Genomic DNA, 23,661 nt, shown 5'->3' on the forward strand with positions numbered 1-23,661 from the left:
AGGAGAACCTATGCGTCGGTCACTCTCATGCATCCGCTTGGCCGCTTCGTGGTTGCTACTTGGTACGCTGGCGAGTTGCGTTTCGACACCGACGGTGCTGACTCCATCGGCGGTCGTCGAGCTGCCGCGCATCGCGGTGGATGCACGACCCAACGGCATTGCGATCCGTGCGACCGACGGCGCCGTGTTCATCGCGGACGATGCAAGCAACACCGTATTGTCGTCAAGCGATGGCAAGCGATTTGTTCGTTATGCTGCGGTCCCGGTTGTTGCGGGTCAGCCCAACAGTCTGAGCCAGTTGACGTTCGCCCACTCCGGCTCGCTGTGGGTGGCACGTTTCGGGTTCGGCACGACGGGCACGGTATTCGAAATCCCCGCGCTCGACACGGCACGCGCAATATCCGGCCTGAATCCGACGCGTCGCAGACTGGGTTTGGCCGCCATTGGCCCAGGGCAATTCCTGTCGACCTGGTTCGTCAAGAACGGCAGCCTTCCGGCGCAGGGCGGTCTGAGCCTGATCACCTACGATGAGGTAGCGGGCAACGCAATGGGTGCGGCCGAGGAACGCGACGTGATGAGAGGCCTGGGCAAACCCATCGGCGTCGCGGTGTCGGGAGACAAAGTGTTCGTGTCCGATCAGGCCGGCAACACGATCGTCGGGGCAAGCCTGGCCGCGCTGCTGCGTCGACGCAAGCTATCGCGCCGACCGACATCGTGGCGCGTGTCAACGATCCCGATCTGATGGCCGTGGACGAGCACGCAACGCTATACACGAAGTGCAACGCGCACAGTGTGTGCGAGATCGCATCCAACGGCGCGATCACGATTCTGGCCAACGATTTCCATGACGCCCGCGGCATAGCGATCGATCCGACGCGTCATTTGCTCTACGTCGTGGACCGCGCAGCCACGGGCAGAACCAGCTACGTGCGCACCTATCGGCTGAAATGAAGCCAAAAGCCGAAACCAGCAAACGACCCTAGAAGCGCGCTACCGGCAATTCGAAATACAACGTCGCCCCCGTGCCAGCGCGTTCGATCAAGCGAATCTGGCTATGATGCAATTGCAGCATGCGCTGCACGATCAGTAATCCGAGGCCCCCGCCTGTGCTCGGCCCGCTGAAACTCAACGGGCGACGGAACAAGTTCTCGTGTAGTTCGGCAGGGATGCCGGGCCCCGAGTCGCTGACGGTGACTGCAACCTTGCCGTCGCGATGGCGCAAATCGACGTCGACGCTACCCGCGCTCGGCGTGTGCCGTATGGCGTTGTCCAGCAGATTGGTCAGCACGCGTTCGATCATCGCGAGATCTGCACTGACCATCGGCAAGGGGGTCGACAGGTTCGCCGTCAAGCGCACCTGCTTGGCTTGCGCGCCCAGCTCGAACTTCTGGAACACGTCCTGCACCAGATCCGTTAGCGAAAAATCCTCGAGCACCGGATGGACAAAGCCATGTTCCAACCTGGCCAGCTCGAACAGCGACTGCGCGAGTAGTCCCACTTTGCGGCTCTGGCTCAGTGCGATGTCGAGATAGCGCCGGCGGTCGGCGTCGCTCAGGGTATCGGCTTTGAGCGACAACGTTTCCAGGTAGCCGTGCAGCGATGTCAGCGGCGTGCGCAGGTCGTGCGAAATATTCGCCACCAGTTCGCGCCGCTGCTGATCCTGCTGCCTCAGCGCGCGCCACTGTTCGCTGATGCGACCGGCCATCTGGCCGAATGCAGCTTCCAGCACGACGATTTCATCGTGCCTGTCCAGGCTGTCTGGCGGCTGCGGCTTCAGCACTGGCTGTAGTTCGGCCGGTGGCACAGTGGGTTCGGCATCCGTATCGAAATGGCGCATCTTCTCGGTCAACCGCCGCAGCGGCCGCGTGATCAACGCAAACGCCATCAATCCGGCCAGCAGGCCGAGCAAGGCGACCAGCCCCATGGACAGCAGCGTAGTGCGCAAGATCGTGCTCGCGGCCACGCGTGCGTCCAATCGCGCGCGCGCTTCGCCCAGCAGTACGACATAGACATACCCCAGATCCCGCCCCCCGGCGCGCAGCGGCGCAGCGCTGAACACCTTGCGCGCGTTCACGCTGCGCGGATCGTCGCCGAGTATGGGTAGCGGATCGCCGTCGACAAATTGGCGCACCGGTGCGAGGTCCACACGTTCCCGTTTGACGCTGCCGGCCGGCGCATCCTGCCCCGTGATGCGTCCATCCTTGTCGAGCAAATAAACCTCGACGCTGGGGTTGACCACCATCAGTTGTCCGAACAGACGGCGCACGGCATCGGGCCTCAGACCATCGTCGGTGATCAGCTCGGTGCTCAGCGCGATGTGCTCGGCCAGATCCTTCGACAACGCCTGCACGACCTCTTCTTCATGAAGATCGTTCGCACGGATCTGCAACCACGCCGACGCACCACAGCATGCAAGCAACAAGACCGAGAACACCACGGACAATCGCTGCGATAGTGTCAGATTTGGAGTGAAATTCCGACTGAAATTCAGCTTCATGGCGCCTCCGTGTGCGGCGCGCCCGGTAGCGGCGAAAATTTGTAGCCGTGCCCCCAGACGGTCAGGATCCTGCAGGGCTGCGCGGGGTCGGCTTCGATTTTGGCGCGCAAGCGGTTGATGTGGGTGTTGACCGTATGTTCATAGCCATCGTGCTGGTATCCCCACACCTGGTTCAGCAGGTCCATGCGCGAAAAGACCTTGCCTGGGTTTCTCGCGAAGAAATACAGCAGGTCGAATTCGCGCGGCGTCAGCTCGATATATTTGCCGCCCACCGCAGCCTCTCGCGCAAGCGGATCTATCGTCAAACCGTTGATCTCCAGCGTGCCTGCATCGATGCGTAAATTGCGCGACATGGCATCGACCCGCCGCAACAGCGCCTTGACCCGGGCGACCAACTCGAGAATGGAAAAAGGTTTGGCCAGGTAATCGTCGGCGCCGAGCTCCAAGCCGAGAATACGGTGTACCTCGCTCGAACGCGCGCTGGTGATGATGATGGGCGTATAGCGCGTCATGGCTCGCGCACGCCGGCAAATCTCGAGGCCATCGACGCCCGGCAGCATCAGATCGAGTATCAAGGCGTCCCAGCCGCCCTGCTCCAGTTGCCGCAACCCGTCGCGGCCGTCCGCGCAATGCGTGACTTCATACCCTTCGTCCTGCAGATGCAAACGCAACAGCCCGGCAATATGAGCATCGTCTTCGACGATGAGTATGCGCTTGGGTGTGTCCATCGATTACCTTCGGGTCTGGATTTGCCGTGCCGGACCGGGGGACCGGGCGACCGGGAAAACGGCCATTGCCTCATTGTGCGCAATTCCGGCGCGGGCAAGTATCACATTTAATTTAAGTTTACGTGAGGACTCGGCGATCACGCGCGCGCAACAATGGTTATCACCTCCTCCACTCAAAGCTGCACACCTGACCATGCTATTAATTATCCTGGCTTATCTCGGCGGCGCGTTGACCATACTCAGTCCCTGCATTCTGCCCGTGCTTCCGTTCGTATTCTCGCGCACCGACCAGCCCTTCGTGCGCAGCGGCTTGCCGTTGCTGGTCGGCATGGGGCTGACCTTCGCCGCGGTGGCAACCCTGGCAGCGGTGGGCGGCAGTTGGGTCGTGCAGGCCAACCAGTACGGACGCTGGGTGGCCATCGCGCTCTTGGCGGTATTTGGCGTGACCTTGCTGTTCCCAGCCCTGGCGGAGCACCTGACACGTCCGCTGGTCGCGATCGGCGACCGGCTTTCGCAATCGGCGCAGTCGGGCCAAGGTGGCGATCGCCCGCGCATCAGCTCTTCGTTCCTGCTCGGCATTGCCACTGGGCTGCTTTGGGCGCCGTGTGCAGGACCGATCCTGGGCTTGCTGCTTACGGGTGCAGCGCTGCACGGCGCCAACGTCGGCACCACCTTGCTGCTGTTGGCGTATGCGGCTGGGGCGGCGACCTCGCTGGCGGTTGCGCTGTTGATCGGCGGCAAGGTGTTCGCCGCGATGAAACGTTCGCTGGGTGCGGGCGAGTGGATCCGGCGTGCACTGGGCGCAGCCATGCTGTGTGGCGTGGTCGCTATCGCGCTGGGCTTGGATACCAGCGTGCTCGCGCAGGTTTCCACCATCGCCACGGCTGGCATCGAACAGAAGCTGGTCGATCATCTGTCGTCCAAACCGGCCCCGGCGAATGGCGGTGCGATGACCGCAAACGATACCGATAGCGCAACGGCAAACGGTGCACCGAGCAACGGTGCCGCCATGACGCAAGTGGCTCAGATCTCGCAACCGACCTCGCTACCTAGCCCCCAACCTGCACTGCCGATCGAAGGGGCATTGCCGCCGCTTTCGGGCGCCGTCCAGTGGTTGAACACCGCACCGTTGACACCGCAAGAACTGCGCGGCAAGGTCGTGCTTCTTGATGTCTGGACGTACTCGTGTATCAATTGCTTGCGCACGCTGCCGTATGTCAAAGCCTGGGCACAGAAGTACCGCGATGCGGGTCTGGTCGTCATCGGCGTACATGCGCCGGAATTTGCGTTCGAACGTAATGTGGACAACGTCAAGCGCGCCGTACACGATCTGGGCATCGACTACCCAGTGGCCATCGACAACAATTACGCGATCTGGCGCGCACTGGATAACCAATATTGGCCGGCCGACTACCTCGCCGATGCCCAGGGGCGCATACGCTATCACCAGTTCGGCGAAGGCGACTATGCGCATACGGAGCAAGTCATCCAGCAATTGCTGGCCCAGGCAGGCAGTAAGAGCGTGGCGACAAGCCTGGTCAGCACGACGGACCAGAACGGCGTGCAGGCGGCTATAGACGGCGCTGACATGCGTTCGCCGGAAACGTACATCGGTTACGCTCGGGCGGAAAATTTCGCCTCTCCGGGCGGCGAAGCTGCGGACAAGTCGCATGCCTATTCAGCGCCGGCCACGCCGACACTCAATCAATGGGGGTTGGCCGGCACCTGGAAAGTCGATCAGGAACACGCCACCCTCGGGCAAGAGCCTGGCAGCATCGTGTATCGCTTCCATGCGCGTGATCTGCATCTGGTGCTCGGTCCGGGCAAAGATGGCAAACCCGTACGGTTTCGCGTGAGCATCGATGGCGCGGCGCCCGGCCAAAACCATGGCACGGACATAGCGGCCGACGGCAGCGGTACGGTCACCGATCAGCGGCTTTATCAATTGGTACGTCAGAGCGGCAAGGTGGTCGACCATACCTTCACAATCGAATTCCTGGACCCGGGCGTGCAAGCGTTCGCCTTCACGTTCGGCTGATGCCCCCAGAAATGATTGAATCGATCAAAATTACTGATCGAATTGCGCAATAACCGCGATCGCATTACACTCCGATTTGATTGTTTCAATCAAAATAGTGACCGAGTCCAACATCGGCAATCAAATCGGAGACCGTATGGCCCAAATTTATATCAAGCGCGCGATCGAACGCGTTCCTGGCGGCATGATGATCGTCCCGCTGTTGGCGGGTGCGCTCGTCGCCACGTTTCTGCCCAACATGCCGAAATTCTTCGGCTCGTTTACCAGCGCGCTATTTACCGGTGCACTGCCCATCCTTGCGGTTTTCTATGTTTGCATGGGCGCCAGTATCGATGTCAAGGCCACGCCCTATTTGCTCAAGAAAGGTGGCGCGCTGTTCGCCGCCAAGGTCGGGTCGGCCATTGTGGTCGGCATCGTACTCGGACACTTTCTGGGCGAGCAGCCGGTCGCATCGGGGTTTTTTGCGGGAATTTCCACGCTCGCCGTGGTGGCTGCAATGAACGACACGAACGGCGGCCTTTACATGGCGTTGATGGGCCAGTACGGCAGGTCGGAAGAAGTGGGCGCCTACACCATCATGTCGCTGGAATCGGGGCCTTTCCTCACCATGGTCACGCTGGGCGTTGCCGGACTTTCGGCGTTTCCGTGGCAGACGCTGGTGGGCAGCATCCTGCCGCTTGCGTTGGGCATGTTGCTCGGCAATCTCGATCGCGAGATGCGCGATTTCCTGGCTCGCGCAGTGCCCGTGATGATTCCTTTTTTCGCGTTGGCGCTCGGTGCAGGCCTCGACCTGCATAAGGTGTGGCAGGCCGGCCTGCTCGGCATCGGGCTCGGCGTCATCGTCGTGATTCTGACCGGCATTCCCTTGTATTTGATCGACCGCTTCACGGGCGGCACCGGCGTTGCGGGGGTAGCGGCAGCCAATACCGCCGGCAACGCTGCAGCCGTGCCGGCGTTGATCGCCGCAGCGAACCCGGTTTATACGGAGGCCGCGAAAAGCGCGACCCTGCTGGTCGCCGCTTGTGTTGTCGTGACCGCCATCGTGTCGCCGTTGTTGACTGCCGCGGTCGCCAAACGTGTGGGGCAACGTCGCTTGATCGAGAAACCCGCTCAATGAGTTTGCTGATCATCGCTGACGATTTGTCCGGCGCCGCCGATTGCGCAATCGGCTTTGCGAGCGCCGGACGCAGCACCGTGGTGACGCTGGCCTCGGGCGCGGCAACATCCGGTGCGGCTCACACCGCACAGATTCTGGCAGCCGACACGGACACGCGGCGGCTGACCCCGCCAGAGGCCGCGCAACGCAGCGTTGAAGCCTGGCAAGCGTTACACGCGCCGGGGCGCCGCCTCTACAAGAAAATCGATTCGACCTTGCGCGGCAATTGGGCCGCTGAAGTCGCGGCGCTACAATCGCTCGCCGGATTGGCGATCGTCGCGCCGGCCTTCCCCGCGACCGGAAGAACGCTGCGCGCAGGGCGTGTGCTGGTTCATGGCGCACCGCTCGAAACAACCGAAACGTGGCAACTCGAAGGCTTAGACAAGCCCGCGGATGTCAGTGCCATGCTCGAAGCGGCCGGGCTGCGCACCGCGCAGATCGACGTCGCTGCGGTACGCGGCGCCCCCGACGCGCTGCACCAACGCATCGTCGCGCTCTCGCGAGACGGGATACAGGCGCTCATCGTCGACGCCGAAACCAGTGAGGACTTGCTCGCGCTCGCGCAAGTGACGGCCGCCGTGACCGAGCCGCTGTTTTGGGTCGCCTCGGGCGGACTGGCGCGCGAACTCGCGACGCTGCACGCGCTGTTTGACGCCGTGCCTGGCCGAGTCGAGTCCGCAGCGGAACCGGCGCAACAAGGCGCGATCCTGATTCTGGTCGGCAGTTTGTCGGCCGTCTCGGAGCGTCAATGCGCGATGCTGCGCGAACGCGCCGGCGTGGAGGAAATGATCGTGCCGCCGGCCCTGCTGCGAGCGGGGCGCAGTGATCGAAACTGGGCGATATGGCAAGCGCGAATCGGTGCACAATTAGAGGCGAGCGCGGACTTGCTGCTGCGTATCGGTCGCGACGACGCATTCGATCCCGCGCAAGGCGCGCAGCTATCGACGGCCCTGGCGGCCCTGGTAGCGCCGCATTTTGCGCATGTCGCGGGCTTGATCGCCACGGGAGGAGAGACCGCGCGCGCCATGTTGAGCGAAGCCGGGATCGACAGCCTCGAATTGCTCGCCGAAATCGAAGCCGGCGTTGCGGTGGCGCGCCCCTGCCGATCGCCCAGCGAATTGCATCGCGAGCCGCACGGGTTGTCTCATGACCCGTCTCATGACTCGTCCCACGACGCGGCGCCACGCTCATCGCACCGTCCTGCCGTGGTGACCAAGGCTGGCGCATTCGGCACCGAACACGCGCTATATGCCGCTTATCTACATTTACGCAAGAACGCGGGCAAGGTCATGGATCAGCCCGCAGGCACCTCCGAATAGATTCCGCGATACCGTGGTCACTCACTGAGCTAGCAAAACATTATGAGCAATTATCTTCCTGTAATCGGCATCACGATGGGCGACGCCACCGGCGTCGGTCCGGAAATCATCGTCAAGAGCCTCACACATGACAACGTCTACCAGCAATGCCGCCCACTCGTGATTGGCGACGCACGCAGGCTGGAACGAGCGAACCAACTGGTCGGCGGCAATGCCCGGGTGCGTGCCATCGAGCATGCGTCGCAGGCGCTTTACGAACCCGGCGTGATCGATTGCATCGACCTGGGCCTGATCCCCGACGACCTGCCATTCGGCAAGCTATCCGCACTGGCCGGCGACGCCGCCTATCGCTACATCGCCCGCGCCGTGGAGTTGGCACAGGCCGGCGCGATCGATGCGATTTGCACGGCACCGCTGAACAAGGAAGCCCTGCATGCGGGCGGCCACAAGTATCCCGGCCATACCGAAATGCTGGCGCACCTGACCGGTATCGCGGAAGTGTCGATGATGCTGGTTGCGCCGCAATTGCGTGTCATTCATGTCACGACCCACATCGGCATCATCGATGCGATTCGCAAGATCGAGCCGGGTCTGGTGCAACGCACGATCGAACGCGGCCACGCCACGCTCGTCAAAGCGGGTATCGCCCAGCCACGCATCGGCGTGTGCGGCATCAACCCGCATGCCGGCGAGAACGGCTTGTTCGGTTACGGCGAGGAAGAAGAGAAGATCGTGCCGGCAGTTGAACTGCTGCAAAAACGCGGCCTCGATGTCACCGGCCCGTTGCCGGCCGACACCTTGTTTTTCCGCGCCGGCCGCGGCGATTTCGACCTGGTCGTCGCGATGTATCACGATCAGGGACACGGACCGATCAAGGTGCTTGGCCTTGAAGCCGGCGTCAATGTCACCGTGGGCCTCGATGTGATCCGCACTTCGGTGGACCACGGCACCGCGTTCGACATCGCCGGCACGGGCATCGCCGACGAACGCAGCTTGCTCGAGGCGTTGCGCCAGGGTGCCGAACTGGCAACCCGACGCGGCTGAACGATAGCTTGCAGCGCGGTTGCCGCCGCAACCGTGCTGCACAAATAGCGCTCGTGTAAGATCGGTGCCTTACTATCGTCGGCCATTTTTACATTGCTCATGAAAGCTTCCGATCGCCACCGTGCCATTCTCGATCTGCTCGTAACGCGCGACACCAGCGTCGAGCAACTCGGCGCCGTGCTCGGCGTGTCGGACGCCACGGTGCGTCGCGACCTGACTATGTTGGCCAAGGAGCGTCGCCTGGTTCGTACCTATGGCGGCGCAACGGCGTTGGTCGGCGCGCACGAACCGGAAGCGTCGCTGGAAGAGCGCAAGTCGGTGCAACGCGACCAAAAGGAAGCGATTGCGCAAGCCGCGGCGCTCCATGTGCATGATGGCGATACCGTATTGCTCGATGGCGGTACGACATGCGCCGCGCTGGCCCGGCACTTGTGTGCGCGTCGCGATCTGCACGTAGTGACGAACAACCTGTTGGCCATCGCGACGCTGGCCAACGTGCCGGACATGCATGTGACCTTGATCGGCGGAAGCTTGCGTGCATCCAGCATGAGCACGCTAGGGCCGCTGGCCGAACTGACGCTGAGCCGCTTGAGCGTGGACAAGGTGTTTCTCGGCGCAGACGGCGTAGTCGCCGATTTCGGATTATGCGAAGGCAGCGCCGAACAGGCGTATCTGAAGGAGTGCTTCGCACGGCGTGCGGCACAAATCTTTGTGCTTGCGGACCCGAGCAAACTCGGTCGCGCGCGCCAGCAGCATTGGACGCCGCTGGAGCGGGACTGGCACTTGATCACCACGACCATAGACGACGAGACGCTGCTTGCGCCCTTTCGAGCGCTCGATCGTGTCGTGGTGGAAATGGTGCAGGTTGGCGGTCTTGCTAGCGCACCCGCATCACGATGAGCCGTGCTTTACCGTCTTCAGCAAATCATCGAGTTTGTCCGACCAGAATTTCGCCTGAGCGGCCGTGCCGTGACCTCCGGTATCCCCGCTCGCAGGTATCAAGTAAAACTGGCCGTTTTTCACCTGCTTGATCGATGGCGCCAACACGCCCAGTTCCGGCGGATTACGCTCGTCGTCCATCGAGTTGATCGCCAACAGCACGGCCTGTATCCGGCTCAAGCCCTGCGAAGGATCGTAGTCGCGCGATGAAGCCCATTGATACAGGTAGTCGTTGGCGTCGCCATCGAACGGCGCATGAAGTCGATCGTCGATAATACGGTCGGCCTTCTCGCTAGTCGGAGCGATCTTGTAGTCGTGCTGGCTGCCGCCGTTGGTGGCGACGGCGAAATACACCGAGGCAAATTGCGCGCTGGGCGGTTGTGTCTTGTAGTTGCCGCCCATCCATGCCGGGTCGTTGCGGATCGAATCGACGATGAAACGGCGCAGCATCCAGTTGCGCCCCGACATGGGCGTGGGTAAGGAGGCCATCGGCACCGCGATATCCATGAAGGTTGGGTACTTCTCGGCCCACATCCACGTTTGCATGCCGCCCATCGAATTACCGAGTATCAAGCGGACGTGATGCAATCCCAGGTGTTCGGTCAGCAAGCGGTACTGCGCGCTCACCATATCGTCGTAGTCGTAGTTCGGAAAGCGGGCGCGCAGGCCATCGGACGGCTTGCTGGAGCGGCCCGTACCGATCGAATCAGGCAGGATGATGAAATAGTGCCGCGCGTCCAATGGCTGGCCGGGACCGAAAAGCTTGCCGGCAAAAGCCGGTGTGAGCATGCTGTCGCCGGACCCGGTGGTACCGTGCAGGATCAGTACGGGTTCGCCGCTAGGGTCACCCACTGTCGTATAGTGCAGGCGCAGTTGAGGGAGCACATCGCCCGTATGGAAGTGGAAATCGGGCGCTACCCAATCATGCTCTTGCGCGGCGGGATATTGAACTGCATCGGCCCCGTGAGTTGCGTCGGCGCCCTGCGCGATCGCGGCAGATACGGTGAACGCCGCAAACCCCAACGCCCACCCGAGTTGCTTCAGCATTTTTATGATTTGCATGTCCCCTCCCCGGCTCGTCCCGCACGCTCCCTAAGCCGCGGGGAGCTGCATCGCGAAATCGCCACGCGGTCGCGGCGACCCCGTCGGCGTTTTTTTTTGGCACGCTTATTTTCTGCGACTCGTTGTGCTTATTTGCTGCGCTTGGTCGTGCTTATTTACTAGGCTTCGTCGCGCTTATTTTGCTACGAGTCGTCGCGCGCACGCCGAGCAAATTCCGACCGAGACGGTTCCTCGGACAACTGGAATACCGCGATCGTCGCGTGCAGGCTACGCGACTGTTCATCGAGCGCCTGCGCCGCAGCCGTCGCTTGCTCGACCAACGCGGCATTCTGCTGCGTGATCGAATCCATCTGGCTGACCGCAATATCCACCTGTTCGATGCCGCTGCGCTGCTCATGCGCGGCCGATGCAATTTCGTTCATCAGCGAGGTGACCTGACGTATCGCATGCAGCACTTCCTGCATCGTCTTGCCCGCGTCGGCCACCAGCTCCGTTCCTTGCGTCACGGTATGCGCAGACTCGGCGATCAGGTCCTTGATCTCCTTGGCGGCTGACGACGAACGCTGTGCAAGATTGCGCACCTCGGTCGCCACGACCGCGAAGCCGCGGCCTTGCTCGCCGGCTCGCGCCGCCTCGACGGCCGCGTTGAGTGCCAGGATATTGGTCTGGAACGCAATGCCTTCGATGATGCCGGTGATATCGGCAATCTTGCGTGAGCTTGTATCGATGCCGCCCATGGTGCCGACCACGCGCCCGACCACATCGTTGCCCTTGGCTGCGACTATCGAGGCATGGTCCGCGAGAGAACTGGCTTGCTGCGCACTATCCGCGTTCTGCTTCACGGTCGCCGTCAACTCGCTCATGCTGGCCGCCGTTTCCTCCAACGAGGCCGCCTGCTCCTCGGTACGCGACGACAAATCCATCGTGCCCGACGCGATCTCGCGCGTAGCGGTCGCAATCGACTCGCTGCTGGATCGCACCGCGCGCACCGTATCGGCCAGGCTGGCCTGCATATTGGCGATGCCGCGCAACAGCAGGCCCATTTCGTCGGCACTGCGTACTTCGATATGCCGGCTGAGGTCGCCTGCCGCGATCGCATCGAAATGCGTCAAGGCCGCGTTCAGCGGCGTCATGATCGCGCGACGCAGCCCGAGCCAGCTCATAGCCGCCGCGATCACGCCAATCGCGATCATCGCGATGGACAACATGAAGAAGGTTTTGAAACTCGCTTGCGAGCTGTCGTAGTTGCTCTTGGCGTTGGCATACAACGCTTGCTTGAGCTTTTCGTTGCTCGCGTTCATGTCGTTGTAGCTGTGCCGCGTCATCGAGATGTTGTCGACCTGCTCTCGATTCTGCGCCTTGAGCGCGGCGATCAGTTCGGTCACCTCGGCACGCAGCGCCCGACGACGCGCGGTGGCGTCCTCGATCAACGGCGTCTCACCCGGCTCGTGCGCCTGATCGACAAATTTTTGCCACCAGGTGTCCGAGTCGGTGAAAAACGCCAATGCGCGCTTGATCTGGTCAGCGGCGGTGGGATCGTCCGGATGCAATGCGACACGATCCAGTACCAAACGCGTGCGGGCAATATAGATCTCGGCATTGCCGATATTGGTCGCCGCTGTCAGTTTGTTCTCGTAGGTGTCGCGATTCGCTTCATTGGCTCGCAAGGTGCCGAGCAGACCCAACACGCCTATCGCCACCATCAGTGCTGCGAGGAACGTCATCGTCAATGCGATACGTGCCCGCAGCGTCAACTTCGCGTTATTCGAACTCACGTTTTAAGCTCCGCTTTGCGCATGGGATTCCTTGTATTGAATGTAGCTGTACACAGCTCAGGTATACAGGCCACGCGCATCGCGGGTGGCTTTCATCGCCTGAAACTTTTTGCTTCGGCCAGCGACGGCAAATCGAAGAGCTCGTTGCACCAGACCCGCGCCGCTTCGACCAGAGTGTCGTCCCAGCCGCCATAACGTAGGTTATCGGCACATTTCGCTTCAAGTTCAGTCGCCGACAGCGGTTCGCGCGCGCCCCCACGCATATGGGGCTGACGCGTTTCCACCACCGTGCCGTCGACCAGCGTGGCACGCAGGTGGCCAGTGAAGTTGTTCGGATATTCGTTCTCGGGATCGATCCGATAGCTGATCTTGCCAGCCAGTTCGAGCACCGCCGGGTCTTTGATCCGAGTTTCGGTGAATTGGGTGAGCCCGGCCTTGCGATCGAAGAAGCCGACTGCCATGCAAAACGGTGTGCTGAACTTCGCCGCGTACGCGGTCGGCGGCCGATGCTTGACGGCCAATTCTTCCCACAAGCGATGCACGATGCCTTCGGCCGTGTCGCAGACGATCTTGCTGATTTGCTCGGCGCGCACGCCGCGCTCGGCCAGCGCGATCGCGCAATCGATATACGGTTGGGTCATCGTACCGCATGCATAGGGCTTGAAGGCGATGGTCTCCATCACCCAGGTCTTGCCCAGATCGTTAAGCACCGGGTTGAAATCGGGCTTGCGCGACGGCGCGAATGCCTTGAAGAAACCGTGCGTGCCCTCGAACACCGTGCGCGGGCCGGCAAAACCGCCGCGCGCCATCAATGCGGCGCGGATGCCGGACTGCGCAGCCCAGCCAGCATGCATGCGCTTGGTCGAGGTGCCTTCGGCGAGGTATTCGATGATGCCCGACGCCATGCTACCGGCGATACCGAGCGCCGAGGTGGTTTGCTTGGCATCGAGCTTGAGCGCTGCGGATACGCCTGCGGCAGCGGCGACCGCGCCGATCACGGCCGTCGGGTGAAAACCGGCGGTATGGATGGCGCGCGGCGCCACCAAGCTCAGTCGGCACATCAGTTCGGCGCCAACCGCCACGCCGCGCAGCAACGCGTCACCGCCGAGCCCTTCGCGCTCGCAGATCGCCAGCACGGCCGGCACGACAACCGCGCCCGAATGCACCGGACCACCCTCGAAGGTATCGTCGTAGTCTTCGCCATGCGCTGCGGTGCCGTTGATCAACGCCGCATCGAACGCATTGAAACTCCCTTGATGACCGAACGCTGTGCACGCACCGCCCTGTTCAGTCGCGGCAAGCGTGGCGTGGATGTAGTCTTCGTCACGGGCGGAGACACACAGGCCCAGTACATCCAGCACCAACAGCCGCGCCATCTGCGCCGGCACCGTTGTCGTATCTAGCCCGGCAATCCAGGCGCCGAGTTGTTCGGCGACAAAGGGGGTGGAGGGTGCAGCGGCGTCGTTCATCTTGGGGTACTCCTATTTGTTCAAATTCGGTGGCGGCGTGGCCGCAGCGTGAGCGGGGTCGGCCTTTTTGGCGCGCGCACGGCGTACCGGCGGCTCTGGCTGCAGCAGCGGGGACTGGGATTTAGCTTGAGGTCCAGCTTCAGACGAAGACTCGGCCAGCGGCGACAGCGAGCCCTGGGCCTGTGCGCTGATCGCCCGATGTAGGCCGCTGAGCACATGCTTGCGCATGGCCAGCGCCGACGCATCGGCATCGCGCGTGGCCAAGGCGGCCAAGATGGTTCGGTGTTCTTCATGCGAAGCGGCCGAACTGCCGGAAGCCGAGAAGCCGCGGCGGCGACGCAAATGCATGCGGTTGACGACTTGCCGATACAGCGCGAGCAAGGTCGCGTTGCCGGTCATTTCGACCAACCGATCGTGAAATGCGATGTTCAGCGGGAAGTAGTGGTTTACACCACCACTGATCGAACTGGCTTCAAGCGCATCGAGCGCCGCGCGCAACTCTTTGAGTTGCCGGTCGGTAATCGTGGCCGCCAACAAACGGCCTGCCATTTCGTCCAGTCCGGCTCTAACTTGATAGAGCTCGACGGCTTCTTCATCGGAAATTTCCCGGATGAACACGCCGCGATTTTTTTCCAGCCGGGCCAGCCCCGCTTCCTCGAGCGCGCGAAACGCCTCTCGCACCGGGCTGCGACTGATGCGCAGATGCTGCGCAAAATCGACTTCATTGAGTTTGGCCCCCGCTTCGAGCTCACCTGTCTTGATACGGCGCAGGATTTCTTCCTGAACTAAATCGGACAGAGTGACCGAACGCAGCAGCTCGAGTGAGTTAGTGGGACGCGTCATAGGAGGAAAGAGTAATAAGTGGTGCGCAATTTTAAGTCTTTCGCAACCCTAGCCCCGGTTAAATTTGTTGTCATCTGTCGACACTAATTTTACAGATTGTCGACAATATGTATAATACGGTGAACCTTGGCCGAACGCAAGCAGTTGGGAGTGTTTAGGACAACGAGGTCTCGCGATTTACCACTTTAAAGCAAGTACAAATGGAGATGGGCAACATGAAGAAGGTATCAGTCATTCTACTGGGAATGGGCGCATGCATGGGCGTAGCGCACGCCCAAAGTAGCGTCACGCTCTACGGCCTCTTGGACGAAGGCGTGATGTTGAATACCAATAACAAAGTTACCGTAAACGGCGTCAATGTCGGCGGTCGCCAAGTTCTCATCGATTCGGCCAGCGGTACGCAAGGTAGCCGTTGGGGCTTGAAAGGATCAGAGGATCTGGGCGGCGGCCTCAAAGCCATCTTCACGTTGGAGTCGGGCTTGAACCTGAGCAACGGCGCGTTCGGCCAGGGCAACACCCCGTTCGGTCGCCAGGCTTTCGTCGGCTTGAGCAGCGACAAGTTTGGCGCTGTCACCTTGGGTCGTCAGTACGATAGCATCAACGATTACGTCGGCTTGTTTGGCTATGCACTCGCATACGGCGGTTCGGCTACCGAACACCCGGGCGACCTGGATAACGTGAACCATACGTTCCGAGCCAACAACACGATCAAGTATACGAGCCCGAACTTCAACGGCGTTACCTTCGGCGGCACCGTGACACTAGGCGGCGTTGCCGGTTCGGTGTCCACACAAAGCGGTTATACGGCGGGCGTAGGCTACAACGCAGGCCCGATCGGCTTGGGCGCTTCGTATGAATTCTTCAAGAACCCGTCAGCCGTCGGTGGGTTCCTGAGCGACAACGTCAACGCCACCTCGTTCAACTCGTTGAACGCAGGCTACCTCGGGACGAATCCGGCATCCTCGCTGCAGATCATCGCGGCAGGCGGTCGTTATTTCATCGGCCCGGCTACGATCGGGGTTGTCTATTCCAATACGAAGTACCTCAACATCGGTGCTTTCAAGGGTGCGACCGCAACGTTCAACGACATCGAAATCAACGCGAAGTATCAGTTCACCCCCGCGCTGTATGTTGCTGGCGAGTATAACTACACCAAGGGCAATGCTGTAACGGGCAACACCGGCAATCAGAAATACAATCAGTTCAGCGCGATTATCGACTATGCGCTGTCGAAGCGTACCGACGTGTATCTCCAAGGTACGTTCCAACAAGCTAGCGGCACGAACTCGAACGGTACCGCAGCGGTTGCAGACATCGGCAGCCTCGGCGATTCGTCGAACAACCATCAGGCCGTCGTGCGCGTGGCCGTTCACCACAAGTTCTAATCGGGCTTGATTGCTGCGGGATGCGTTACGTATCCCGCAGCTTGGCCGTCGCGGATTGAAGTTGATTCGCTACGGCCTGCCTGCTTCACCTCATCCTGCTTTACCAACCACCCTGCTTTAACACTCTCCTTCACCCTCTGCTCCAACACCCTGCTTCACACACCCTGCTACATCTCATCCCGCTTGCTCCAGTCAACTCGCGCCATCCTGACTCTGAGGCCCACGCCGGAGCCCCTCTTCAAGTCAGCAGGTTCAACCCGGATTCCTGAACCCGGCGCTCACCGATGAACTCACTACCGAAGCCTCTCTCCAAGTCACCTGGTTCACGCCGGATTCCCGAACCCGGCGCTCCCCCCTGATCGAGCCGCTTATTGCCGCAAAGGCTGACCCGCGGTTTCCGGCGCCCAGATAACAAACACCGAGCCAACCAGATAAATCAGTGACACTACGCTGATTGCAGCCGGATACGACCCGAACACCGCCGCCAGCGCACCGACCACAGTCGGGCCCAGCGCGCCGAGCACGCGACCGAAACTAAACGAGAAACCCGAGCCCAGCGACCGATGCGACGTGGGAAACATTTCCGGCAACCAGATGGTGAACAAAGAGAACACGCCGCTGGTGAAAAAACCCAGTAGCGGCAACGTCACCATGAACAACCAGAAGTTCTTCAGCACCAGCACGAACAAGCAATATGACGTCAGGTTGCAAATCAGGCTGCCGAAGAAAAACACGCGGGCGACCGCTTTGCGGCGTGGAATCCAACGCACGATCCAAGGCATCCCGACACAACCGGCCAGCGTGCCGAAACTGAGGATCAATCCGCTCCACGAACCTAATTGCTGTGCCGCGGCGGGCGACATGCCCAACCCCGTCTGCCAGGTGATCACCAAAGTGGGAATCCAGAAGGTCGACGACCACAGCCCGAAAATCAAACACGTCATCATCAAGGCAGCGGCCCAGGTAGAGCGCGCTTGCGCACCCTGGAACAGCTCGGCGATGCGGGGGCGAGGCGCGTTCGCGCGTTGCTTTTCCACCCAGCGGCGGGATTCCGGCACACCGAGGCGCAGCCATACTGTCAGCAGCGCAGGCACGCTACCGAGCAGGAACAGACCGCGCCAACCGAACACCGGCAGTATTGTCAATGCTGCCACCGACGCGAGCAGGAAGCCGATCGGCGTACCGGTATGCAGCCAGCCTGAAAGCCGCTCGCGCAAATGCTCGGGCACCGACTCTTGAAGCAGCGGCGCACCGGCCGCCCACTCCCCGCCGATCCCGAAACCCGTGAAAAAGCGGAATATGCCGAACGCCAGGATGCCTGGAGCGAGACCGCACAGGCCGGTGAACACGGAGTAGATCAAGATGGTCAGGCACATCGCAGGAATCCGACCGTAACGATCGGCACACCAGCCCCAGAACATCGAACACGCCCAACCCAACATGAAGACGCTGAACATCAGGCCGCCGAACTGGGCGATATGAGCATGGGTCGCGGTGATGCCGCTTTTGGGCAGCAGCTCGGTCAGCGCAGGAATGATCACGTAAATGTAGATCGCGTTGTCGAAACCGTCGAGCATCCAGCCGAACCAGGTGGCAGCGAATACGCGGTACGGACTCGCTGCGGGGGCCGGCACGCCGGCTTGCGTAGCTATTTTGGGCATCTACCCATCTCCTCTATTGTTATTGGATCGAATCGTTGTGCTTCTCGACGGCACGATTCGGTGCGCCCCGCTGCGTCGCAAGCCGATGGGGTAGGGTGACTCATACGCAGTAGGGTTGTTGCTGCATCGGGCAGTGGGGATTTCCTGGCGAGGTAAGCCGTATTTTTAGGGGTATTTTTCAGCCGTATTGGGTGGTATTCAGGGCCGGAATGTATCCGCTTATCCTCAAGCTTTCCCTATACTTTCCCAATGCTTAGCGTCTAGCGGTTGGAACTCGCCGTAACCGCAACCGAATTGTGTGCTTTGTCGACAATATGTATAATACTAACCATATTCACAGGAGTATTCAATGTCTCAAACCTCATCCGCCACGCCAGTCGTTCCCGAAGCAATCACCCGCACGCTTGCCAAGTATCTGGTCAATGCGCGCGCAGCCGACCTGCCGCAAGCCGTGCGCGACCATGCAGTGCGCACCTTCCTGAACTGGCTCGGTTGCGCGGTTGGCGCGTCGCGCCATGAGGCCGTCGATATCGCCATCGCCACGCTCTCGCCGTTCGCAGGCCCCGCACAAGCCAGCGTGCTCGGACGCAAGGAACGCGTCGACGTCATCAGCGCGGCACTGTTCAACGGCATCAGCTCGCACGTCTTCGACTTCGACGACACGCACTTGAAAACAGTGATCCATCCGGCAGGCCCGGTCGCTTCCGCCATTTTCGCATTGGCTGAATACCGTCCGGTCAGTGGCGCTGAATTCATACACGCGCTGGCACTCGGCGTCGAAACCGAATGCCGGATCGGCAACTCGGTCTATCCGAATCACTATGATATCGGCTGGCACATTACCGGAACCGCCGGTGTATTCGGTGCAGCGGCTGCCGTGGGCAAGCTGCTCGGCCTCAATGAACAACAGATGGTGTGGGCGCTCGGCCTGGCCGCAACGCAGCCCGTTGGCCTGCGCGAAATGTTCGGCACCATGACCAAGAGTTTCCACCCGGGTCGTGCTGCACAAAACGGCTTGACCGCTGCATTCCTGGCGGCCGGCGGTTACACCAGTTCAGAACAGGGCATCGAAGCCAAGCGCGGCTGGGCAAACGTGACCAGCACGCATCGCGACTACAGCGAAATCACCGAAGGCCTCGGCGAGCGTCACGAAAGCCTCTTGAACAGCTACAAGCCGTTCGCTTGCGGCATTGTGATCCACCCGGCTATCGACGGCTGCGTGCAGTTGCGCAACGAGCACAACCTGACCGCAGAAATGGTGGCATCGATCGCGCTCAAGGTGCACCCGCTGGTGCTCGAACTGACCGGCAAGCGTACGCCGAAGACCGGCCTGGACGGCAAGTTCAGCGTGTACCACTCGGCCGCTGTTGCCATCATCGACGGCCGTGCCGGCGAGCATCAGTACAGCGACGCCGCGGTACATGATCCCAAGACCGTACGTCTGCGCGACAGCATCACGGCAGAAATCGATCCGAAGATGGATTCGGATGCGGTGCATATCACCGTTACCCTCACGGATGGACGCAAGCTGGAGAAGTTCGTCGAACACGCCATCGGCAGTATCAAACGCCCGATGAATAACGACGACTTGGCAGTCAAGTTCACCGATCTGGTCGACCCGATTCTGGGTGCGGCACGCTCGGCGACGCTGCTCAAGGCATGCTGGGATATGGAAGGCCTGGCCAACGTTGCGGATCTCGCAGCGCTCGCACGTCCTTAATAAAGTAGCTAAAGTAGCTTCGGCTGCGGCGAACTCCCGGCACCGCCCGGGCTTCGCCGCAGCGCAAGGCCCTGGATCTCGGCCCCGCATTTTGGCCTGCTTTTCGATCCCGCATTTTGGCCTGCATTTAGACCCGTAGCGCATAAATTCGAAGTCCTAGGAGACGAGGATGCACGAAGACCATCCAGGAGGACCATCGCAGTGAAATCACGCATGTTCGCCGGCACGACCGGCAAAGTATTCATGTTGATCTGCGCGATGTATTTCATCGAGTACGTGGATCGGGTCAATCTATCCGTCGCAGCACCGCTGATCAAATCCGAGCTGCATCTGAGCAACACCCAATTGGGTTTCGCGCTTTCCGCGTTCGGCTATTGCTACGCACTTTTCCAGATCGTCGGCGGCTATGCCGGCGATCGCTTCGGCCCGCGCAAAACGCTGGCTTTCTCAGGTTTACTATGGGGCGTGGGTACTTTGCTGACCGGTGTGGTCGGCGGTCTAGCCACGCTTGTGATGGCGCGCATGCTGGTGGGTCTCGGTGAAGCAGGAACCATTCCGACATCGACGCGCGCCATGACCAACTGGGTGCCGCGCGCCAAACGCGGCTTCGCCCAGGGCTTCACCCATTCGGCAGCACGCGCGGCGGCGGCCATCACACCACCGCTGGTCGTATTGATGATTCCGCTGGTGGGCTGGCGCGGCGCTTTTGTCGTGCTCGGCTGCGTCAGCTTGTGCTGGGTCATGGCGTGGATATTTTATTTCCGCGACGATCCGCGCAAGCACCGCTCGATCACGCCGGAAGAATTGTCCGAACTCGAAATCTACGCCGACTCGCGCACGCGCAACAAGAACGTGCCATGGGGCCCGCTGATCCGCCGCATCATGCCGGTCACGCTAGTGTTCTTTTGCCACGCATGGACGCTTTGGCTGTATTTGAGCTGGCTGCCGACCTTTTTCGTCGGGTCCTACGGCATCGACCTCAAGCATTCGGCCTTGTTCACCTCCGGCGTCTTCCTCGCGGGTGTGATCGGCGACACGGCGGGCGGCTTGCTTACCGACGCGATCTACCGCCGCACCGGCAATCTCAAAGTGGCACGCCGCAACGCCATCATTTTTGGTTTTACCGGCTCGCTGATATTGCTCAGCGGCGTGGTGTTCATTCATGACCAGACGCTTATCACGCTGTGCCTGGCAGGCGCCCTGTTCTTCCTCGAAATGACTGAAGGCCCCATCTGGGCAGTGCCGATCGACGTAGCCCCGGCGTATGCAGGGGTGGCGAGCGGCTTCGTCAGTACCGCGGCAGGACTTGCCGCAATCGCTTCACCGGCGGCGTTCGGCATCATCACCGACTTGACGGGCAGCTATCGCCTGCCGTTCGTGTTGTCGATCTTCCTGCTGGCGGTCGGCATCGTCCTGTCGTTCTGGATACGCGCCGACCGGCCGCTGCAAGAACCCGGCGAGAGCGCTCCCCGTCCGTTAAAAACACTAGGAACTTGATCATGACCGCAGAACTGTCCGGCCGCGTGGCCGTCGTTACGGGCGCAGCCCGCAATATCGGCCGCGCCATCGCGGTCGCACTGGCGAGCGAAGGCGCGTCGGTCGTCGTCAATGCCCACAGCTCCGCCGCGGAGGCCGCGCAAACGGCGGCAGCGGTGGAACAGGCCGGCGGCCGCGCGCTGGTTCACCTTGGCGACGTCAGCACCCCGGCTGGCGCGCAAGGCCTGATCGATGCCGCCGTCAAGCAATTCGGCCAGATCGACATTCTCGTCAATAACGCAGCAGTGCGCAGGCATTCGACGTTCGAGGCGCTGAGCTGGGAAGAATGGCGCGAAGTGCTGGGCGTGATTCTCGACGGCTCGTATCTCTGTTCGCACGCGGCATTGCCCTACCTGCGCCGCTCCACTGCTGCCGCCATCGTCAATATCGGCGGCATGTCGGCTCACACTGGCGCGACCGAGCGTGCCCACGTGGTGGCTGCGAAATCGGGCCTGGTTGGCCTCACACGCGCGCTGGCACACGACCTCGGTGCCGATGGCATCACGGTGAACTGCGTTGTGCCGGGCTTGATCGACACCGTGCGCGGCGCCGCCGCAGGTGGCACGCCGGCGCACCACTCTACAGCCAAGACCCTGCTCGGCCGTCGTGGCGAGCCCGAAGAAGTGGCAGCGCTGGTGCAGTTCCTGTGCGGTCCGAAAGCACGCTATTTGACGGGACAATCGATGCACGCCAACGGCGGCGCATTTTTGCCCTGAAGCTGATGCGTCAGCCATAGTCTGACGCGTTAGTCGTATTCGATTGTAAGCATTCGGTTGACAGTCCAAGGGCACGATGCGAGCATGTAGATTGTCGGCAATATGGAATAAACCGACAATTCGCATTTCCAACCGGCTGGTGAACCTCGGATTGCTTGGACTTGGTCTCATGGACTTGTCACCGGGCTCGCCTCCGGGCTGGTTTCTTGACTCGCCCCTTCGCCGGAGCGTCGGGGTGAGGTCCGCAATAGCCGCGAAATAAAATATAAGGGAGAGTTGATATGTCGAAATTGGGTGTGACCTCGCTATTCATCGCCGCCAGCCTGGCAAGTTTTTCGGCTTTTGCACAAACCCCGCCAGCGCCAACGGCCGGCGGATTGCCTGCGCGTGCACCGTTCGATGTTCCCTACGGCATGCCGATCAATCTTGAAAGCGCGAATCAGGCGCTCGCCGCGGCACAAGCTGAGGCGGCACGGCACGGCTGGCCCGAAGCGATTGCCGTCACCGGCCCGAACGGCGAATTGATCGCCTTCGAAAAAATGGACGACACCCAGAACGCCTCTCCCGGCATCGCACTGCGCAAGGCGAAAACCGCCGCGCGCTTCCGCCGCGACACCCGCGCGTTCTATAACGGCTTTGAAACCGGTCACACTTATTCGGCTACGCTGGATCCGTCGCTCGCCGCGTCCCCGGGCGGTTATCCGCTGGTGATGAACGGCAAGATCGTCGGCGCGATCGGTTGCAGCGGTGGTAGCGGCGATCAGGACGCCGATATCTGCAAAGCAGGCGCGGACGCGGTCAAATAAGGCGTGATGCCATTGACCACGGCACGGGTGCCATCCTCTCAAGGCGCCGGTGCCGTCCGGTAAAGCCGTGAAGTAACGCAGCGAAATAAGGCTATCGAGTCAGCAGGGCCGAGACCGCCCCTGCTTTCCACCGGTTCCTTTTGCCGTCCTTAGCTCGGACATGTTCTGGATCGCTAAATGACAGAAAAATCTAAATCCCCACCCCAGGAAGTACCGCAAGCGCAGGTGCAAGCGTCGCGGCGCAGCTTCCTGTTCAAGAGCGTTGCGATCCTGCCCGCTGCCGGTGCTTTGGCCGGGTGCGACGTGTCCACCTCGGGCAATGCCGCCGCAGCGACATCCGCGGCCGACACCACGCCCTACCAGACCCGCTACTTCACGGCCGACGAATGGCGCTTCATCGAAGCGGCCGTCGACCGGCTGATTCCCGCGGATGCGGAAGGCCCCGGGGCGCTGGAACTGAATGTGGCCGTTTTCATCGACCGGCAAATGGACTCGGGCTTCGGCCACGCGTCCACGTGGTATATGCAAGGCCCCTTTCACCCCGACGCGCCGGCCTTGAGCGGTTATCAAAGCCCGCTGACCCCGCGCGAACTTTACCGCGCCGGCATCGCATCGCTTAACGAATACTGCAAGGCCCATTTCTCGGGCAAGAGTTTCATGGAGCTGACGCCGGCCGACCAGGACAAGCTGTTCCACGGTATGGACGGCGGCACCGTCAAGCTCGAACACGTATCGGCCGGCAAGTTCTTCGCGCTGCTGTTGCAGAACACCAAGGAAGGCTATCTTGCCGACCCGATACACGGTGGCAACAAGGGCGGCGGCAGCTGGAAAATGATCGGCTTTCCGGGCGCACGCGCGGATTACCTCGACTGGGTCGCGCAACCCGGCAAGGTCTATCCGCTGGGCACCGTCACGATCGCCGACGCGACCTAATCCGCTGGACCGCGGCCGGGTACGGCGCGGCGGG

The 23,661-nt window shown here is 61.4% G+C and carries 20 protein-coding genes; 13 read left to right on the top strand and 7 right to left on the bottom strand.

The features are described 5' to 3' along the window. Positions 1-10: 10 nt before the first annotated feature. Complete coding sequence (locus GSQ77_RS19570) at positions 11-742, top strand: hypothetical protein (RefSeq protein WP_158904439.1); 732 nt, start codon at positions 11-13, stop codon at positions 740-742. Then, positions 715-951, top strand: coding sequence for a hypothetical protein (locus GSQ77_RS19575; RefSeq protein WP_158904440.1), 237 nt, complete (start codon positions 715-717; stop codon positions 949-951). The genes GSQ77_RS19570 and GSQ77_RS19575 overlap by 28 nt, the downstream gene beginning before the upstream one ends. Positions 952-979: 28 nt before the next feature. On the opposite strand, the gene GSQ77_RS19580 is transcribed toward GSQ77_RS19575, so the two are convergent. Both GSQ77_RS19580 and GSQ77_RS19585 read right to left on the bottom strand, forming a co-directional pair. Further along, complete coding sequence (locus GSQ77_RS19580) at positions 980-2,497, bottom strand: HAMP domain-containing sensor histidine kinase (protein ID WP_158904441.1); 1,518 nt, start codon at positions 2,495-2,497, stop codon at positions 980-982. Continuing rightward, positions 2,494-3,225, bottom strand: coding sequence for a response regulator transcription factor (locus tag GSQ77_RS19585; protein WP_158904442.1), 732 nt, complete (start codon positions 3,223-3,225; stop codon positions 2,494-2,496). Before GSQ77_RS19585 ends, GSQ77_RS19580 begins: the two co-directional genes overlap by 4 nt. A gap of 193 nt (positions 3,226-3,418) precedes the next feature. Between GSQ77_RS19585 and GSQ77_RS19590 the strand changes: the two genes are divergently transcribed. From GSQ77_RS19590 to GSQ77_RS19610, 5 genes are all read left to right on the top strand, one after another. Continuing rightward, on the top strand, positions 3,419-5,263 hold the full coding sequence (locus GSQ77_RS19590; RefSeq protein ID WP_158904443.1) for a cytochrome c biogenesis protein DipZ: 1,845 nt from the start codon (positions 3,419-3,421) through the stop codon (positions 5,261-5,263). 136 nt (positions 5,264-5,399) lie between these two features. Next, positions 5,400-6,380, top strand: coding sequence for a 2-keto-3-deoxygluconate permease (locus tag GSQ77_RS19595; protein WP_158904444.1), 981 nt, complete (start codon positions 5,400-5,402; stop codon positions 6,378-6,380). Next, complete coding sequence (locus GSQ77_RS19600) at positions 6,377-7,738, top strand: four-carbon acid sugar kinase family protein (protein ID WP_158904445.1); 1,362 nt, start codon at positions 6,377-6,379, stop codon at positions 7,736-7,738. Before GSQ77_RS19595 ends, GSQ77_RS19600 begins: the two co-directional genes overlap by 4 nt. Before the next feature lie 42 nt (positions 7,739-7,780). After that, on the top strand, positions 7,781-8,782 hold the full coding sequence (gene pdxA / locus GSQ77_RS19605) for a 4-hydroxythreonine-4-phosphate dehydrogenase PdxA (RefSeq protein ID WP_158904446.1): 1,002 nt from the start codon (positions 7,781-7,783) through the stop codon (positions 8,780-8,782). A 99-nt stretch (positions 8,783-8,881) separates the two neighbouring features. Further along, positions 8,882-9,682, top strand: coding sequence for a DeoR/GlpR family DNA-binding transcription regulator (locus tag GSQ77_RS19610; protein ID WP_158904447.1), 801 nt, complete (start codon positions 8,882-8,884; stop codon positions 9,680-9,682). Here GSQ77_RS19610 and GSQ77_RS19615 read toward each other — a convergent pair. From GSQ77_RS19615 to GSQ77_RS19630, 4 genes are all read right to left on the bottom strand, one after another. After that, positions 9,674-10,783 carry an alpha/beta fold hydrolase gene (locus tag GSQ77_RS19615; RefSeq protein ID WP_158904448.1) on the bottom strand — a complete coding sequence of 370 codons (1,110 nt, stop codon included), beginning with the start codon at positions 10,781-10,783 and terminating at the stop codon, positions 9,674-9,676. The two genes, GSQ77_RS19610 and GSQ77_RS19615, sit on opposite strands and share 9 nt — an antisense overlap. A gap of 182 nt (positions 10,784-10,965) precedes the next feature. After that, positions 10,966-12,558, bottom strand: coding sequence for a methyl-accepting chemotaxis protein (locus GSQ77_RS19620; protein ID WP_254067707.1), 1,593 nt, complete (start codon positions 12,556-12,558; stop codon positions 10,966-10,968). 92 nt (positions 12,559-12,650) lie between these two features. Continuing rightward, positions 12,651-14,027: an MmgE/PrpD family protein gene (locus GSQ77_RS19625; RefSeq protein ID WP_158904449.1), complete on the bottom strand. Its 1,377-nt coding sequence runs from the start codon at positions 14,025-14,027 to the stop codon at positions 12,651-12,653. Positions 14,028-14,039: 12 nt separating this feature from the next. Then, positions 14,040-14,870 (bottom strand): FCD domain-containing protein, encoded by an 831-nt coding sequence (locus GSQ77_RS19630; protein ID WP_158904450.1) that lies wholly within the window; start codon positions 14,868-14,870, stop codon positions 14,040-14,042. A 215-nt stretch (positions 14,871-15,085) separates the two neighbouring features. Here GSQ77_RS19630 and GSQ77_RS19635 point away from each other — a divergent pair, with 215 nt between their 5' ends. Beyond that, positions 15,086-16,255, top strand: a complete 1,170-nt coding sequence (locus GSQ77_RS19635; protein WP_158904451.1) for a porin — start codon at positions 15,086-15,088, stop codon at positions 16,253-16,255. 368 nt (positions 16,256-16,623) lie between these two features. Here the strand turns inward: GSQ77_RS19635 and GSQ77_RS19640 are convergent, their stop codons facing one another. Beyond that, complete coding sequence (locus GSQ77_RS19640) at positions 16,624-17,916, bottom strand: MFS transporter (protein ID WP_158904452.1); 1,293 nt, start codon at positions 17,914-17,916, stop codon at positions 16,624-16,626. 349 nt (positions 17,917-18,265) lie between these two features. Here GSQ77_RS19640 and GSQ77_RS19645 point away from each other — a divergent pair, with 349 nt between their 5' ends. The 5 genes from GSQ77_RS19645 (at position 18,266) to GSQ77_RS19665 (ending at position 23,627) form a co-directional block, all read left to right on the top strand. Continuing rightward, positions 18,266-19,636 (top strand): MmgE/PrpD family protein, encoded by a 1,371-nt coding sequence (locus tag GSQ77_RS19645; protein ID WP_158904453.1) that lies wholly within the window; start codon positions 18,266-18,268, stop codon positions 19,634-19,636. 201 nt (positions 19,637-19,837) lie between these two features. Continuing rightward, a complete protein-coding gene (locus GSQ77_RS19650; RefSeq protein WP_254067708.1) occupies positions 19,838-21,133 on the top strand; it encodes an MFS transporter in 1,296 nt (431 codons plus the stop codon). A 2-nt stretch (positions 21,134-21,135) separates the two neighbouring features. Then, positions 21,136-21,888 carry an SDR family NAD(P)-dependent oxidoreductase gene (locus GSQ77_RS19655; RefSeq protein WP_158904454.1) on the top strand — a complete coding sequence of 251 codons (753 nt, stop codon included), beginning with the start codon at positions 21,136-21,138 and terminating at the stop codon, positions 21,886-21,888. A gap of 281 nt (positions 21,889-22,169) precedes the next feature. Beyond that, complete coding sequence (locus tag GSQ77_RS19660) at positions 22,170-22,694, top strand: heme-binding protein (RefSeq protein WP_158904455.1); 525 nt, start codon at positions 22,170-22,172, stop codon at positions 22,692-22,694. A gap of 177 nt (positions 22,695-22,871) precedes the next feature. Further along, positions 22,872-23,627, top strand: coding sequence for a gluconate 2-dehydrogenase subunit 3 family protein (locus GSQ77_RS19665; protein WP_158904456.1), 756 nt, complete (start codon positions 22,872-22,874; stop codon positions 23,625-23,627). Positions 23,628-23,661: the final 34 nt, after the last annotated feature.

This window comes from Burkholderia sp. L27(2015) (assembly GCF_009765705.1).
In the GTDB taxonomy this organism is placed as follows: domain Bacteria; phylum Pseudomonadota; class Gammaproteobacteria; order Burkholderiales; family Burkholderiaceae; genus LMUX01.

Excerpts from the sequence above, each read along its gene's own strand:
- GSQ77_RS19580 (WP_158904441.1), bottom strand. The coding sequence starts at position 2,497 with ATGAAGCTGAATTTCAGTCGGAATTTCACTCCAAATCTGACACTATCG.
- GSQ77_RS19615 (WP_158904448.1), bottom strand. The coding sequence starts at position 10,783 with ATGCAAATCATAAAAATGCTGAAGCAACTCGGGTGGGCGTTGGGGTTT.
- GSQ77_RS19665 (WP_158904456.1), top strand. The coding sequence starts at position 22,872 with ATGACAGAAAAATCTAAATCCCCACCCCAGGAAGTACCGCAAGCGCAG.
- GSQ77_RS19625 (WP_158904449.1), bottom strand. The coding sequence starts at position 14,027 with ATGAACGACGCCGCTGCACCCTCCACCCCCTTTGTCGCCGAACAACTC.
- GSQ77_RS19660 (WP_158904455.1), top strand. The coding sequence starts at position 22,170 with ATGTCGAAATTGGGTGTGACCTCGCTATTCATCGCCGCCAGCCTGGCA.
- GSQ77_RS19610 (WP_158904447.1), top strand. The coding sequence starts at position 8,882 with ATGAAAGCTTCCGATCGCCACCGTGCCATTCTCGATCTGCTCGTAACG.
- GSQ77_RS19640 (WP_158904452.1), bottom strand. The coding sequence starts at position 17,916 with ATGCCCAAAATAGCTACGCAAGCCGGCGTGCCGGCCCCCGCAGCGAGT.
- GSQ77_RS19630 (WP_158904450.1), bottom strand. The coding sequence starts at position 14,870 with ATGACGCGTCCCACTAACTCACTCGAGCTGCTGCGTTCGGTCACTCTG.
- GSQ77_RS19645 (WP_158904453.1), top strand. The coding sequence starts at position 18,266 with ATGTCTCAAACCTCATCCGCCACGCCAGTCGTTCCCGAAGCAATCACC.
- GSQ77_RS19600 (WP_158904445.1), top strand. The coding sequence starts at position 6,377 with ATGAGTTTGCTGATCATCGCTGACGATTTGTCCGGCGCCGCCGATTGC.
- GSQ77_RS19570 (WP_158904439.1), top strand. The coding sequence starts at position 11 with ATGCGTCGGTCACTCTCATGCATCCGCTTGGCCGCTTCGTGGTTGCTA.
- GSQ77_RS19590 (WP_158904443.1), top strand. The coding sequence starts at position 3,419 with ATGCTATTAATTATCCTGGCTTATCTCGGCGGCGCGTTGACCATACTC.
- pdxA (WP_158904446.1), top strand. The coding sequence starts at position 7,781 with ATGAGCAATTATCTTCCTGTAATCGGCATCACGATGGGCGACGCCACC.
- GSQ77_RS19655 (WP_158904454.1), top strand. The coding sequence starts at position 21,136 with ATGACCGCAGAACTGTCCGGCCGCGTGGCCGTCGTTACGGGCGCAGCC.
- GSQ77_RS19595 (WP_158904444.1), top strand. The coding sequence starts at position 5,400 with ATGGCCCAAATTTATATCAAGCGCGCGATCGAACGCGTTCCTGGCGGC.
- GSQ77_RS19585 (WP_158904442.1), bottom strand. The coding sequence starts at position 3,225 with ATGGACACACCCAAGCGCATACTCATCGTCGAAGACGATGCTCATATT.
- GSQ77_RS19635 (WP_158904451.1), top strand. The coding sequence starts at position 15,086 with ATGAAGAAGGTATCAGTCATTCTACTGGGAATGGGCGCATGCATGGGC.